The organism is Mycoplasmopsis bovigenitalium (assembly GCF_002356075.1).
GTDB lineage: Bacteria > Bacillota_I > Bacilli_A > Mycoplasmatales > Metamycoplasmataceae > Mycoplasmopsis > Mycoplasmopsis bovigenitalium_A.
Map to the genome: position 1 here is coordinate 121306 of NZ_AP017902.1, position 14780 is coordinate 136085.

At 29.7% G+C, this 14780-nt stretch carries 16 protein-coding genes; all 16 read left to right on the forward strand.

All coding sequences use genetic code 4. From position 1 onward, the window contains the following. Nucleotides 1-18 precede the first annotated feature (18 nt). The 16 genes from map (at nt 19) to MBVG596_RS00510 (ending at nt 14670) form a co-directional block, all read left to right on the forward strand. On the forward strand, nt 19-768 hold the full coding sequence (map, locus tag MBVG596_RS00435; protein ID WP_096385523.1) for a type I methionyl aminopeptidase: 750 nt from the start codon (nt 19-21) through the stop codon (nt 766-768). Then, nucleotides 769-984: a translation initiation factor IF-1 gene (gene infA, locus MBVG596_RS00440; protein WP_004419374.1), complete on the forward strand. Its 216-nt coding sequence runs from the start codon at nt 769-771 to the stop codon at nt 982-984. It abuts the gene before it with no gap. Nucleotides 985-993: 9 nt separating this feature from the next. Continuing rightward, a complete protein-coding gene (gene rpmJ / locus MBVG596_RS00445; RefSeq protein ID WP_004419372.1) occupies nt 994-1107 on the forward strand; it encodes a 50S ribosomal protein L36 in 114 nt (37 codons plus the stop codon). An 8-nt stretch (nt 1108-1115) separates the two neighbouring features. Beyond that, entirely contained in the window at nt 1116-1481 is a 366-nt protein-coding gene (gene rpsM, locus MBVG596_RS00450; RefSeq protein ID WP_004419371.1) for a 30S ribosomal protein S13, read from the forward strand. Nucleotides 1482-1494: 13 nt separating this feature from the next. Next, nucleotides 1495-1902, forward strand: coding sequence for a 30S ribosomal protein S11 (gene rpsK / locus MBVG596_RS00455; protein ID WP_004419369.1), 408 nt, complete (start codon nt 1495-1497; stop codon nt 1900-1902). A gap of 25 nt (nt 1903-1927) precedes the next feature. Then, nucleotides 1928-2947 carry a DNA-directed RNA polymerase subunit alpha gene (locus MBVG596_RS00460; RefSeq protein WP_096385526.1) on the forward strand — a complete coding sequence of 340 codons (1020 nt, stop codon included), beginning with the start codon at nt 1928-1930 and terminating at the stop codon, nt 2945-2947. Next, nucleotides 2947-3309 carry a 50S ribosomal protein L17 gene (gene rplQ, locus MBVG596_RS00465; RefSeq protein WP_004419366.1) on the forward strand — a complete coding sequence of 121 codons (363 nt, stop codon included), beginning with the start codon at nt 2947-2949 and terminating at the stop codon, nt 3307-3309. Before MBVG596_RS00460 ends, rplQ begins: the two co-directional genes overlap by 1 nt. Nucleotides 3310-3404: 95 nt before the next feature. Continuing rightward, nucleotides 3405-5813: an MAG1360 family OppF-related protein gene (locus MBVG596_RS00470; protein ID WP_096385529.1), complete on the forward strand. Its 2409-nt coding sequence runs from the start codon at nt 3405-3407 to the stop codon at nt 5811-5813. 188 nt (nt 5814-6001) lie between these two features. Further along, nucleotides 6002-8503 carry a valine--tRNA ligase gene (locus MBVG596_RS00475; RefSeq protein WP_096385532.1) on the forward strand — a complete coding sequence of 834 codons (2502 nt, stop codon included), beginning with the start codon at nt 6002-6004 and terminating at the stop codon, nt 8501-8503. Then, the gene (locus tag MBVG596_RS00480; protein ID WP_096385535.1) at nt 8491-9357 is read left to right on the forward strand and encodes a bifunctional 5,10-methylenetetrahydrofolate dehydrogenase/5,10-methenyltetrahydrofolate cyclohydrolase; all 867 of its coding nucleotides are present in this window, start codon (nt 8491-8493) and stop codon (nt 9355-9357) included. The genes MBVG596_RS00475 and MBVG596_RS00480 overlap by 13 nt, the downstream gene beginning before the upstream one ends. 12 nt (nt 9358-9369) lie before the next feature. Further along, nucleotides 9370-9876, forward strand: a complete 507-nt coding sequence (gene tpx / locus MBVG596_RS00485) for a thiol peroxidase (RefSeq protein ID WP_096385538.1) — start codon at nt 9370-9372, stop codon at nt 9874-9876. Between the two features lie 107 nt (nt 9877-9983). Further along, nucleotides 9984-10970, forward strand: coding sequence for a phosphotransacetylase (locus MBVG596_RS00490; protein ID WP_096385541.1), 987 nt, complete (start codon nt 9984-9986; stop codon nt 10968-10970). Continuing rightward, nucleotides 10970-12157 (forward strand): acetate/propionate family kinase, encoded by a 1188-nt coding sequence (locus MBVG596_RS00495; RefSeq protein ID WP_096385544.1) that lies wholly within the window; start codon nt 10970-10972, stop codon nt 12155-12157. The genes MBVG596_RS00490 and MBVG596_RS00495 overlap by 1 nt, the downstream gene beginning before the upstream one ends. Further along, nucleotides 12157-12579: a pantetheine-phosphate adenylyltransferase gene (gene coaD / locus MBVG596_RS00500; protein ID WP_004419352.1), complete on the forward strand. Its 423-nt coding sequence runs from the start codon at nt 12157-12159 to the stop codon at nt 12577-12579. The genes MBVG596_RS00495 and coaD overlap by 1 nt, the downstream gene beginning before the upstream one ends. Continuing rightward, nucleotides 12579-13187, forward strand: a complete 609-nt coding sequence (gene yihA / locus MBVG596_RS00505) for a ribosome biogenesis GTP-binding protein YihA/YsxC (RefSeq protein ID WP_096385547.1) — start codon at nt 12579-12581, stop codon at nt 13185-13187. The genes coaD and yihA overlap by 1 nt, the downstream gene beginning before the upstream one ends. Then, nucleotides 13180-14670 (forward strand): MAG1430 family protein, encoded by a 1491-nt coding sequence (locus tag MBVG596_RS00510; protein ID WP_096385549.1) that lies wholly within the window; start codon nt 13180-13182, stop codon nt 14668-14670. Before yihA ends, MBVG596_RS00510 begins: the two co-directional genes overlap by 8 nt. Nucleotides 14671-14780 lie beyond the last annotated feature (110 nt).

A 14780-nucleotide genomic window follows, 5' to 3' on the forward strand; every position in this document is an offset into this window, starting at 1 on the left:
TAACATTAGGGAAACAAGATGATATATTACAAAAATCCAATTGAAATAGAAAATATAACTAAATCTTGTCAAATCCTGGCAGAAGTCAAACAAATTGTTTATGATAACATAAGACCCGGAATTTCATTAAAAGAACTGGATTCAATCGCTTTTAATGAAATAGTAAAAAGAGGTGCTAAACCAGCATTTTTAGGTTTATACGGCTTTCCCGCCACAATGTGCATCTCTGTCAATGAAGAATTGATCCATGGCATACCTAGTGATTATGTACTAAAAGAAGGGGATATTGTTTCCTGTGACTTGGGTTGTACATATAAAGGTATGAATAGTGACAGTGCCTTTACAAAAGGTGTTGGAACTATTTCGCCAATTAATAAAAAATTAATTAATGTAGCAAAACAAGCTTTTGAAGCTGGATTAGCTGCTATTAAACCTGGGGCAAGAGTAGGCGATATAAGCTATGCTATTGGCCAGGTTATCAAAAAAAATAATTTTTATACACCATCGGAATATTGCGGTCATGGCATTGGTTACAATGTTCATGAAGATCCAGATGTTTATAATGATGGCTACAGAGGTAGTGGACCACTTCTAAGAGATGGAATGGTCATTTGCATTGAACCAATGGTTATGCAAAAAAACGCTAAAATAAAAATGAAAAGCGATGGTTGAACTATTGTTAGCGCTAGTGGTTTAACAAATTCGCATTATGAACACACTGTACTCATTAAAAACGGAAAGGGCGTTGTATTAACGAAAGGAATATAAATGGCAAAAGATGCTATTAAATTTAAAGCCGTTGTTAAACAAGCTTTTTCAACTGATGAATATGAAGTTGAATTAGAAAACGGCATGGTAATTAAAGCTCACATATCAGGAAAAATGCGTGTAAATCACATAAGAATTTTGCCTGGTGATTCAGTAGATGTAGAAATTAGTCCATACAACTTACAACTTGGACGTATTATCTATCGTCATAAATAAGGAGAAAACATGAAAGTTAGAGCTAGTGTAAAAAGAATGTGCAAAGATTGTCGTGTTATCAAACGTAGAGGAATTATTAGAATCATCTGCGCTCAACCAAAACACAAACAAAGACAAGGATAGGAATATAAATGGCTAGAATTTTAAATATTGAGATACCTAATAACAAACGTGTAGTTGTTTCATTAACTTACATTTTTGGAATTGGGCCAACAAGAGCAAAAGAAATACTTGCTAAAGCTAAAATCGACGAAAACATTAGAGTAAAAGACTTAACAGAAGAACAACTTTCAGCAATTCGTGAAGCTGCTAGAGAATACCAAACTGAAGGTGATTTACACCGTGAAGTATCACTAAACATCAAACGTTTAATGGAAATTAAATGCTACCGTGGCATGAGACATCGTAAAGGTCTACCAGTAAGAGGTCAATCAACAAAAAGTAATGCTCGTACACGTAAAGGACCAAGAAAAACCGTTGCAGGTAAGAAAAAATAATTAGGAGTTAATTATGGCTACAACTAAAAATACTAAAGTAAAAAAATCTAAGAAAAGACCTGTTGTTAGTGGTGTTGCACACATTCACTCAACAAACCAAAACACAATTGTTACTTTTGCTGACGAACAAGGAAACGTTGTTGCTTGATCATCATCAGGAGCTATTGGTTACAAAGGTTCTAAGAAAAAAACCCCTTATGCTGCAGGTTTAGCTGCTCAAGCTGCTACAGAATTAGCTAAAGAACGTGGTATGAAAACTGTTAGAGTCGAATTAAAAGGTTTAGGTGCTGGTAAAGATGCTGCTCGTAAACAAATTGAAGTTTCTGGAATTACAGTTACTGAAATTAAGGATGTTACACCTGTACCTCACAATGGTACAAGACCTCCAAAACGTATTCTAAAACGCGAAAAAATGAGATAGAGATAAATAACCTAAGGAGGAAAATATGGAAAAAATGGCAAAACTTGAATATACACAAGTTGACACTATTAACTCAAATACAAAAGATGTTAATACAACTACTTTTGCAATCCAACCTCTAGAAAGAGGATTTGGGCAAACAGTTGCTGTTGCATTGAGAAGAGTGCTTCTTTCAAACATTACTTCATTAGCAATGTGTGGAGTTAAAATTGAAGGTGTTGAGCATGAATTCCAAGTTATAAATGGTGTTGTAGAAGATGTTACAGCATTAATTATGAACTTGCGTAAAGTTAAATTTCAATACAAACCTGAATTGGTTAATGATGATGAAATAATTAAGGTTGTGCTTTATGCAGATCAACCAGGCGAGGTTACATCAAGAAGTCTTCAAGTTATTAATTCAAATGTTGAAATAACAAGTAAATCTGTTCACTTAGCAACAGTTAGTGCAAAAGGTTCATTGCACTTAGAAATGTATCTAAGAGCAGGCCGTGGCTATGTACCAAGTGAAAAAAACAAAAAACTTATTGCTTCAGTAAACTTCTTAAATCAAATTCAATCAGGAATCAAAAAAGGTATTTTAATTGCGACTGATTCAAACTTTAGTCCAATTGAAAACGTAAATTATTCAGTTAGCGAATTAAACTCTGCTTCAACTGATATTGAAGAAAAACTAGAATTTAACATTACCACCGATGGAACTGTTGCTGCAAAAGACGCTTTAAAACAAGCTTGTGAAATTTTAGCTGCTCACTTTACTGTTATTGGTAAAGTTGAAGATATGGTTGTTGAATCAATTTTCAAACAAGATGAAATTGTTGGTGACGAAGAAAAAGAAGAAAATGATTATGATATTTCTCAATTAAATCTTTCTGTTCGTTCATTGAATGCTTTAAGAAAAATTGGTCGTTCAACACTATCTCAAATTGCTGCTATGACATATGAAGAATTAGAAAATACTAAAAACTTAGGTAGAAAATCTCTTGATGAAATTGTTGCAAAATTAAGAGAATTCGGTTTCGAATTAACTAAAGGAGAAGAATAATGGCTAATCCAAAACAAATTTACAGTCGTGATACTAAATGAAGAACTGGTGTTATTCGTACATTAGTTAGTGAATTATTCAAAAATGGCCGTATCACAACAACTTTAACTCGTGCAAAAGAATTACGTCGTCACGCAGAAAAACTAATTACAAAAGCAAAAAACCCAACTCTAGCAAATCGTCGTGCAGTAGCTTCAGTATTGCGTCCAACTCTTGTTAATGAAAAAGATACAGTTCTAAAACATTTATTTGACACAATTGCGCCTAAATATGCCCAAAGAAACGGTGGATACACACGTATTTACAAAATAGTTTCTCGTCAAGGTGACTCTGCGCCTATGGCTATTATTGAATTAGTTTAACTAATTGTTTTCACTTTAATTACCAATCTTAAATCAGCTTGCGAGCTGATTTTTTCTTTACAATATAATCATAATTTAATATATACTATTAAAATATGGCTAAAAACAAAAATATATTTTCATTAGAACAATATTTCAAAAATAATAACACTTCTTATTCTGAAATAACTAATTTAACATTACATAGAAATTCAGCTAATGCATTTTTAGTTTTAGATGAAGAAAGCGAATTTGCAAATGGAGAAATAAAAAAAATTATCGAGTCAAATGACGCGATAAAAACATTGAATTATTTCAATGAAAATAGTGAATTAATACAAAGTGTTAACCACAAAGAAATACTTGATTTAATATCATTTTTCAATCTAAATAGTGTCAACTTAAAATTTGACACAATCCCTCTTGCTAGCGAGTATAACCGGATTGTTGACAATTATTTTGCTTCTAAAAAGAAGATTGATTTTTTGACAAGCCTTTTTCAAGAAAATCAATACAAAATCCAAAGCTTACTACTAAAATTACTTAAAGAAAATACAAACGAAATATATGGCGAATTAGTTGACTATAAACGCGAACACAAACAATTTCAAAATAAACTACTTAAATTAATTAACCAAGATTCATTTGATGAATTAGAATCCCTTGTTAATAAACACGTCGATTATTTTGAATGATTTTTTGAAAATTTAGTTTCCAAATTTGTTTCTATTATCAATGAAATAAATTCACTAGTAAAAAAACTATCGCATAACTACTTTAACAGTGATGAATTAAAAGCCAAAATCAAACTTAAAACCAACTATTCTAGACTAAAAATGCTTAAACAAATGTCTAAAACTTCTAAGGAATCATTAAAGCGTAAATGTTTCATTCGCGATATGAATAAAGACATTGAATTTCTTGAAAAATATCGCTCAAACAGTGAAAAAACCACTAAAAAACACATACGCAATTTAATTTTCAAATATACAAAATCAAGTAAATTAGATAAACAAAAACTAAACATTTTTTCAACAACCTCTTATCAATATTGACAAATATATAAATCAATTTCTGTGTTAAAAGCTGTTAAAAAAGAAATGAAATATAGTGAGCCAAAATTAAGACATTTATCTTTGGAAAATATTGCTGATTTAAACACTTATATAAACTCAAAAATATCATTATTTATTTACAATAACCTTGCTGATTCAAGCTTGCGAGATAAAAAAATGAAAAAAATGGCCATTGATTCAATCATAAACAAAGAATTTTATTTAGATTTAAGTCAATATATTGAACTGAGTAGGTCAAACGAGGAAATAATATGTGATGAAATCCGAAAGTTAAAAAATAAAGTTAAAAAAGAAAAATCTAAATCTCTAAATGTTTTTGGTATTGAATCTTATGATGCGGAAATTAATAAGTTGCAAAACCAAACTGAATTAGAATCTGCAAGAATTGATTGAAACTTAATGTTGCAAAGTCAAGAACTAAAAAATAAAATTTTGCAATCACAAATAATAAATACTAATGCCAAAAATATTCAAAATGTTAACTTATCATTAACTAATTTAACTAAAAATATAAGCAAAAAAATTAAGAGCATTATTGACCAAAACCAATCAAAAAACACAAAACCACTTGGCAATATTTTAGAGCCAATTAAAAATATATATTGAGTATATAAATCAATTTCATTTGTTTTCGAATATATTGGTTTTATAAGGGAATTGGTATTTAATAAGTATGATCTTAAAAACAAAAAAATCACTTATATTGATGTGTTTTTAAGGCTTTCTGAAATTATTGAGACAATGTCGTTCAGTAGTAAAGCATTAATTAAACCATTAAATAATATTTCGAATATTTCAAAATATAAAATGGGGCTTTTATCACGCTTATTTAATGACTCAAAAATATTGTTTATTAACGACGATAAACAAATTATTGATCACAAATTGAAAAATGAATTTTTAAGAATTACTGGCGACTTGTGTAAACAAAATAAAATTACTTATTGCTTTATCACCTCAAATCTTGAGTTAATAAAACAAAATAATTTTGATAGTATTTTTGTATTTTTCAATAATAAACTAATTGAATTTGGTCGAATTAAAAAAGTTTTATCAAACCCACTTCATCCTATTTTTAAATCCTATATGAATACTCAAAATATTGATAAATTTAAGCAAGACAACATAAAAGAGTATGAATTTCCTGAAATATACGAGGTGTCTCCGGGACACTCATTTATAGCAAGTTATAACATGTTTAAAAAACTTAGCTCTGAGGGAACAGGTGGTAATGGGCTGAATGACACAATTGAAAAAACAACAATAATTGACTTGGAATCAAGTTTTAACTATAAAGACACATTAATTGTTGATCTTGACCAATATAACACTTATTCAGCGAACTTAGAAAATACCCAAAATATAACTCGCGAATTCATTTTGTACAATGAAAATAATGAAAAAAATCAATCTGATACAGTTTTTATTGACAATGTTGACGCATTCTAGCAAGTATGACTTGCTTTTTTTACTAATTTATTCAAAATACATTGATATGCGTAAAATTTATATCAATTTTAATTGGCACAAAAGTGCAATTTATAAAACAATACTACAAACAATGAGAATCAAAAAATATATAATTTGGTATAATGTATAAATAAATAAATATTAACAATGGTCTTGGAGTATTTAAAATGTCAATAAATAATGCATACGAACCAAAAAAATTTGAGTCTAAAATAGCAAAAAAATGGAAATCAAAAAAATTTTTTAGTAGCCATGACGTTACTAAAAAACCTTTTACTATTATTTTACCTCCGCCCAATGTTACTGGTAAATTACACATTGGCCATGCTTTAAATGTTTCAATCCAGGACGCCATAATTAGATATAAAAAATTGAAGGGATTTGATGTTTTTTATGTTGCTGGAATGGACCATGCTGGAATTGCTACTCAAAGCAAAGTTGAAAGCAATATATACAAAAGCAGTGGAAAAACAAGACACGATTTTGGTAGAGATGAATTTTTAAAAATAATTTGAGATTGAAAACGAGAATATTCAAAAACAATAAGAACTCAATGAGAAGCAATGGGATTGGGTTTAGATTATCAACGCGAACGTTTTACACTAGATAAAAAATCAAATAAAGCTGTTAATAACGCATTTATCAGGTTTTATAATGAGGGATTAATTTATCGAGGTATTAAGGCAGTAAGTTGAGATCCAAAATTAAAAACAGCTCTTTCGAATATTGAAGTTATTCCGCGTCCTACTGAACAAAATCTTTTGTACATTAAATATTTTATTGAAAATGAGCAAAATTATCTTACTGTTGCAACAGTGCGGCCAGAAACAATGCTTTCAGACGTCGCAGTTATTTTTAACCCCAAAGACAAAAGATATATACATCTAGAAGGCAAAAATGTTATTCACCCACTAACAGGCAAAAAAATACCAATAATTCCAGATCCACATGCTGAAATTGAATTTGGAACCGGTCTTATGAAACTATCGGCACATGCAGAGGTTGATATTGACTTAATTAAAAAACATAATTTACAGGTCATTGAAACAATTGATAAAAATGGTTATATTAATTGCCCTAATTCACAATTTGATAAATTAGAAAGATTTTTAGCTCGAAAAAAAATCCAAGAATATTTATCGGATAATGGTTTTATTGAAAAAAATGAGAAAACTACTTCAAATGTTGGTTATTCAGAACGAAGTGGCGAACCAATCGAAATATTAGTTATGCCTCAGTGATTCGTTAAAATGGAAAAATTTAACAACATAATTCTTGAGCATCTAAAATCAAAAGATTCAGTTAAATTTTTCCCTAAAAGATTTAAATCTACTTTAAGAACTTGAATGCAAAATGCATATGATTGAACAATATCTCGCCAATTATGATGAGGTCATAGAATACCTGCTTGATATAAAGATGACCAAATTAAAGTGCAAATTAAATCACCCGGAGAAGGCTGACAACAAGATAATGATGTGTTAGATACTTGATTTTCATCTGGTTTAGCTCCTTTTTCATTTTTAGGTTGACCAAATAAAGACCCCGAAAAACTTCTAGATAGATATTTTCCAACTTCATTACTAGTTACTGGTTATGATATTATCTTTTTTTGAGTTGCTAGAATGTACTTTTTATCACTTGAATTACAAAATAAAAAACCTTTTGAACAATTATTATTAACCGGGCTTGTTCGTGATGAACAAGGTCGTAAAATGTCAAAATCCCTTGGCAATGGTATTGACCCAATGCAAGTTATTGAGGAATATGGCACTGATGCACTAAGATGATTTTTAACAACCAACACAACTCCTGGTTTTGATTTACGATATTCAACAGAAAAAGTAAAATCAGCCTGAAGTTTGTGTAATAAACTTTGAAATATTGCTAAATATATTCAAAATTTACCAGAATCTAACAAAAAATTGTCCGCTGCTGATAAATGAATGAACAATCGTTTAGTTCAATTAAACAAGTCTGTTGATAAAGCATTCAAAAATTATGAACTTACAATTGTTGGTTATGAACTAAACAAATTTATTTACAATGATTTTTCATCATGATACGTTGAATTGTTAAAAATTCAACCTAACAAAAAAGCTGCGTTAGCAAACTTTAAAAAATTACTGATCATTTTACACCCTTTATTGCCATTTATTACAGACCATCTGTATAAATTATTGTTTAATGAAGAAATTTTAGAATCAAAACCGCTTATGTTAAAAACTATTAATGATTCAAAAATCATTGACACTGAAAATATTATTAAAGCTGTAAAAATTTTACGTAAATATAGAGAAGACAAACAAATTAGTAAAAAAGAAGTTCTAAAATATTGTTTAAATATCCAAGCAAATGAATTTGTTTTGGATTCGATAACCAAATTAGCCAATGCTCAATATTTCGAAAACAAAGATTCAATGTTTGTTGATGGCGATTTGACTATTTATATCAATGAAAGCGAAGAATTTAAACAACAATACGCGCAAGAACTTAAAAAGAAAATTGTATTTCTTGAAAGTGAAATTGCTCGTGCTCAATCTATGTTGAATAATCCAAACTTTATTAATAAAGCGCCAATTGAAAAAATTAAATTAGAAAAGCAAAAACTAGAAAAATTCAACTCTGAATTAGAACAATATAAAAAGGAGCTAGAATGAAAATATTAAGAGGCGATGTTGTAGCTCAAAAATTAACACAAGAGCTTAAAATTCAGTTTGCTAAAGCAACTGAACAGTTAGGGCGTAAACCAATATTAGCTATTGTTCGCGTTGGTGATAATGAAGCATCAACAAAATACATTGAAAGAAAAATTGAAAAAGCAAACGAACTGGGTGTAATTGCAAAAGTTTATCATTACCCAAGCAAAATAAGTTATAAAGCCTTGCTAAAAAGATTGGATGATATCAATGTTGAAGCGGATGGAATAATTGTTCAACTTCCACTACCAGAATCAATTAATGTTTACACGCAACCAATTCTAGATGCAGTGCGTTGGGAAAAAGATGTTGATGGATTAAGTACAAGAAATGCATTTAATTTTTACAATAAAACAGATGAATTTAACTTTACTCCAGCTACAGCACAAGCAATTATGAATTTAGTTGACTATTACAACATTGAAGTCGAAAATAAAAAAGTTGCAGTCATTGGTAGAAGTACACTAGTCGGTAAGCCAACTGCTACATTATTTAAGTCTCGTAAAGCAATTGTTTCAACACACAACCGTGAATCAGGAATAAAAGGGGTTGAAAACGCAGATATTTTAGTTGTTGCAACTGGTGTTGCCAATTTAATTAAAAAAGAAAATATTAAAGAGGGCGCAATTGTTTTTGATGTTGGAACAACTTGAATTCAAAAGGATAATAAAAAAGTGTTGGTCGGAGATGTTGATATGTCTGGTTTGGAAACCCATATTGAGGCAATCGCACCAACACCTGGAGGGGTTGGCCCATTAACAGTTGTTTGCTTATTTAAAAATTTACTTGAAGCAGTCAAATATAACAATGATTTATGACTTTAAAAAAGGAGAAAAATGAATAAAAGACAAGAAACTACATTTTTATCAAACCCAGTTACATTATTGGGCAATAAACTTTCTGTGGGCGATAAAGCGCCTGAATTCACATGTCTAAATGGTGAATTGCACCCTGTATCTCTTTCAGATTTTAAAGGTAAAAACAAAATCATTTCAGTTGTACCATCAATTGATACTGGAGTTTGCGAACTACAAACAATTAGATTCAATAAAGAGGCTTCTTCATTGGAAAATACAGTGGTTTTGACAATAAGTTGTGATTTACCTTTTGCACAAAATAAATTTTGTGCAGCAAAAGAAATCAAGGATTTACAAGTTCTATCAGACCACAAAGATTTATCATTTGGTTATGCTTACGGCTTTGCAATCGAAGAATTAAGATTGCTAAATAGAGGAATTGTTGTAATTGATAAAGAAAACAAGATTGCACACATTGAGTATGTAAAAGAAAATAAAACTCATCCAGACTATGATAAAGCTATTTCTGTGGCAAAATCTCTATAATTTTTCAATACATTAAGCGCATTTGCGCTTTTTTAAATTTAATTTTAATATTAATATCCAAATCTGCATTTATTGGTAAAATAAATATTATAAATCAAGGAGTTGAGATGAAATTTACGGATTTAATTCAAAAAAATATTCAACAAATCAAAGACAAAAAACGAATTGTTATTGTTGATGGCGATGATAAAAGAGCTCATGAAGCAGCTCAAATATTGTCAATTTATCAAAATTTAGAGGTTATTTTGCTTACTGAAAAACCTCTTGAACAAAAAGTTAGTGCAACAGTTGTTAACATGAATGAAGATGCAAACAAAATCAATGATTTTGCAAACAAATTATTCATCGAAAGAGAAAATGCTGCTAAAGCAAAAGGAAAAGAAAACAAAGATACACTTGAAATTTGCCAAAAACAAATGCAACAAAGACCTTTTTATGCAATGATGATGCTAAAAACTGGTGAAGTAGATGGTGTAGTTGGTGGTTTAATTTATTCAACAGCGGATATGCTAAGAGCTGCTTTTAAAGTTATTGGATCTGCTAAAGGAATTAAAACAATTAGCTCAGTTATGATTATGCACAAAGAAAATGAAACATTATTTTTCAGTGATATTTCAGTAAATCCAAAACCAGACCAAACAGCACTTACTGATATTGGAATTAATGCAGCTAATTTTACAAAAAGTTTTGGCATTGACCCAAAAGTGGCATTTTTAAGCTTTTCAACCAATTTTAGTGCAAAAACACCTGAAACTGAAATGGTTCACAATGCAACAATCGATTTCAATCAAAAATATGAGGGTACTAAAGCAATTGGTGAAATTCAATTGGATGCAGCACTTGATTTAGAAGTTAGAAAAGCTAAATATCCAATCGAATCATTTAATGAACCCGCAAACACTTTAATTTTCCCAAATTTAGAAGCGGGTAATATTGGTTATAAATTAGTACAAAGATTAGCGGGTTATGGCGCTATTGGTCCAATTATTGTTGGTACACAAAAACCTGTTAATGACTTATCAAGAGGCGCAAAAGTTAATGACGTTGTCAACACAGTTTTAATTACAATGATACAAAGTGAAGGAGCTAAATAATGAATAAAGTATTAGTTATCAATGCAGGTTCAAGTTCAATAAAATTACAACTTTTAACAAAAGACAATTTTGAGGTTGTAGCATCAGGTATTGCTGAAAGAATTACACTTGCTGAAGGTTCAATAACAATCAAAGCAAATGGTCAAAAAACAGTTAAAGAAGTTTCAATGCCAAATCACACAGTAGCTGCTGAAAATATTCTTTCATTGATGTCAGAATTAAAAATCATTCAAGACTTAAAAGAAATTGAAATTATTGGTTTTAGAGTTGTTCACGGTGGAACATTCTTTACAAAAACTACTGAAATTAATGATGAAGCAATTGCAATAATTGAAAAATGTAGCGACTATGCGCCTTTACACAACCCAGGCGCATTACAGGCTATAAATGCTTTTAAATCAGTGCTTCCACACGCAAAACTAGCCGCTGAATTTGACACATCATTCCATACAACCATTCCAGACATTAACGCTATATACCCAATCCCTGCTGAATGAAGTGAAAAATACGGAATTCGTCGTTTTGGTTTTCACGGAATTTCTCACCAATACATTACCCAAACTATGCAACAAATCCTTGGCAAAAAACAAGTGAATATAGTTAACGCACATATTGGTAATGGAGCAAGTATTTGCGCTATAAAAAATTCTCAATCGCTAGACACAACTATGGGCTTTACTCCACTTGCTGGAATTATGATGGGAACTAGATCTGGTGATATTGACCCTGCTATAATTGAATTTGTTTCTTCACACTCAGGAATGAGTGCGGCTGAAGTCACATCAGCACTTAATAAAAAATCTGGTTTACTAGGAGTTTCAGGTATTTCATCTGACATGAGAGATATTGAAACTGCTATTGAAAAAGGTGAAATTAAAGCTATTTTCGCTTGAAACTTATTTGTTCAAAGAATTGTGGACTTTATTGCTTCTTATGCAAATAAAGTTGGTGAACTAGATGCTTTAGTTTTCACAGCAGGAATTGGCGAAAACTCACCAGAACTTCGTCAAGATGTTTGCGACAGAATTAGTTTTGCAAATATTGAAATTGACGCTAAAATCAATACTTCTAAAATTGATGACTATGCTTTAATTTCGACACCAAATAGCAAACTTAAGGTTTATGTTGTTCGAACAAACGAAGAATTATTAATTGCTCAAAATGCAGTTAAATTATTTTCAAAATAATGCGTAAAGCTATATATGCAGGTTCATTTGACCCCCTTCACAATGGTCATAAAAATGTTATTGAAAAAGCATTAAAAATTGTTGATGAATTAATAATTGTTGTTTCGCAGAACCCAGATAAAAATAATTTAAAAAACATTGAAGAACGCTTTGAACACGTCAAAAAAATTTACCAAAACAATTCAAAAATAATTGTAATTTGTAATAAAGATGAATTGATCGGTAACATTGCTAAAAAAATGAATGTAAAGTTGTTAATTCGTTCAGCAAGAAATGATTTAGACTACAAAGTTGAATTAGATATTGCTGCCGGAAATAATCAAGTTTACCCTGGACTTGAAACTATTTTAATTATTCCTGATTATGAAATGATAGGAATAAGTTCAACTCTAATTAGACACAAAAAGGCTTTAGAAAAATAATGTGAAAATTTGTAACTAGCTCACTTTCCGAAAAAACATGACACGATACAAAAGGCTCAATTCAACTTGTTTTTTGGGGGCGTTCAAATGTCGGTAAATCATCGCTTCTTAACTCATTAACAAACCAAAAAATAGCTTTTGTCTCTAAAACTCCCGGCCGAACACAACTTATTAATTTTTTTAAAGATAATAATGATAAATACATTGTTGATTTACCTGGTTATGGTTATGCAAAAATGCCTAAAAATCAACAAGAAAATATGCTTAAATCAATCAAAAAATTTTTAGAGTTCAACATCAATCCTAAGCATTTGTTTTTATTGATTGATTCTAGGACTTCATTTACTAAAATTGATTTAGAAGTGCTTGCGTACATAAAATACATAAACATTCATTTTTCAATTGTATACACCAAAATTGACAAGTTAAATCAAAAAGAAAAATCACAATTAATTAAAAAACATAATCAATTATTAAATGAAGGTTTAATTGACGAGGATACTGAAACATTTATTGTTTCATCTGAAAAAAATATCAATATTGATGAATTAGCTACATACATGCAAGCAATCTTATATCCTGATCAAATGGAGGTTATAAATGAATAAGAAAATATTGTTAGGTTGCATTGGTTCATTGACAATTGCGACCGGTTTTGTTGTTGGAGTAACTTTAATTTCACGCAACACTAAAAAACAAGTTCATGTAAATGACCAAATAGCAACATATGAATTTAAGGCTGGCGAAGGTTTGAACCCTTCAGAACACTTTGCTTCTGAATTTTCATTTGCTTCTTATTATGATAGTAGACCAACATATTCATCGAATTTAAGATTCCAACCTGATTTAAGAAATTCATCATCTCGTGATAATCAATTTTGAGCATACCAACTTGAAATATCTTACAATAATGAAAAAAGCGATGTTGAAGAATACAAACAACGTCAAGAAAAACCTAAATTTATCTTAAGAGACAAATTTACAAAAGCACCAATTGACCTACTAAAAAAAGATGCTAATATTTACTATCATTCTTACGCAAATGATCTAACTGGTGAATTGATTCTTAATGTGTTAATCGAAGACAAAAAAGGTGATAAAAAAATATTGGAAAAATCAACTTCTGATGCAAAAAGAATAGATAGTTGAGCATCCAAAAAATTTATAATCTCTGGTTTTAAAAGAGCTAATGTACAATCTAATTCTGACTTAACTAAGTCATTCGTTGACCAAAATCAATCTTTATTGTCAACTTTTTATGTTTCAGAAAGCAATTCATTAAGAAAAATTTTTCAAGAGCAAAAAGCTAAAGTTAGTGACAAAGAAGTACACATTAACAATGCAAATGATTTATTAACAAACAACATTTTGCCTTCACAAGAAGCCAAAAATGAAGAAATTGATAAACAAAATCAACAATTAAAAAACTATTTAATAGTTTCAACTAACAATCAATCAAATAAATACTTTGAAATTGATTGAACAAGACCTGTATGATTAAGTAAAACCGACAACGAAAATAAATTACAATTGAATTACTATCTTAAAAGGTTAGTTTCAGCAGGTGATATAAAAGTTCCTTGAAGATACGAAAAAATTGATGTTGCTCAACCACAAAGTCAATATGTTTATTTTAACTACTTTAATTTAAAACAAGTTGCTGAAAAAATGGTGCAGATTATTGGCAAACCAAACATTGACTTAAAACAATATTCGCAATCTGGCGATAATTCATTAACATTTACAAAAAATTCAAGCTATAATATTCCAAATTCATCAAATGGATATTTTGACCAACTTGAATTAAAAATGAATGAATCGGTAAAATTATCATCAATTGATAATGCCAAAAAATTTACTCACCACGAATTAAATATCAACAACTATAAATTGGCTTTTGTAACTGATAAAACATATAAACCAAATAATGAATTTAATACATCAAATGATCCATACGTAGGAAAACAAAATGGGGATAAAATAACATTTGCTTATAGCTTAAAATTAGAACCTAGCTCTAGTGAATTAGGAATAAGTACTTATTATGGAACATTGACATTAGAAGGTTTTAAAACAAATACTGAACAATAATGCTTTAAAGGCATTAGCTTGATTGTAAGTTCAAGTGCAACACAAATTAATGTAAAATTTAATTGTGGGGCTTGAACTTTTTTGTTTCAATTATTTTTAAAATAAAAAAA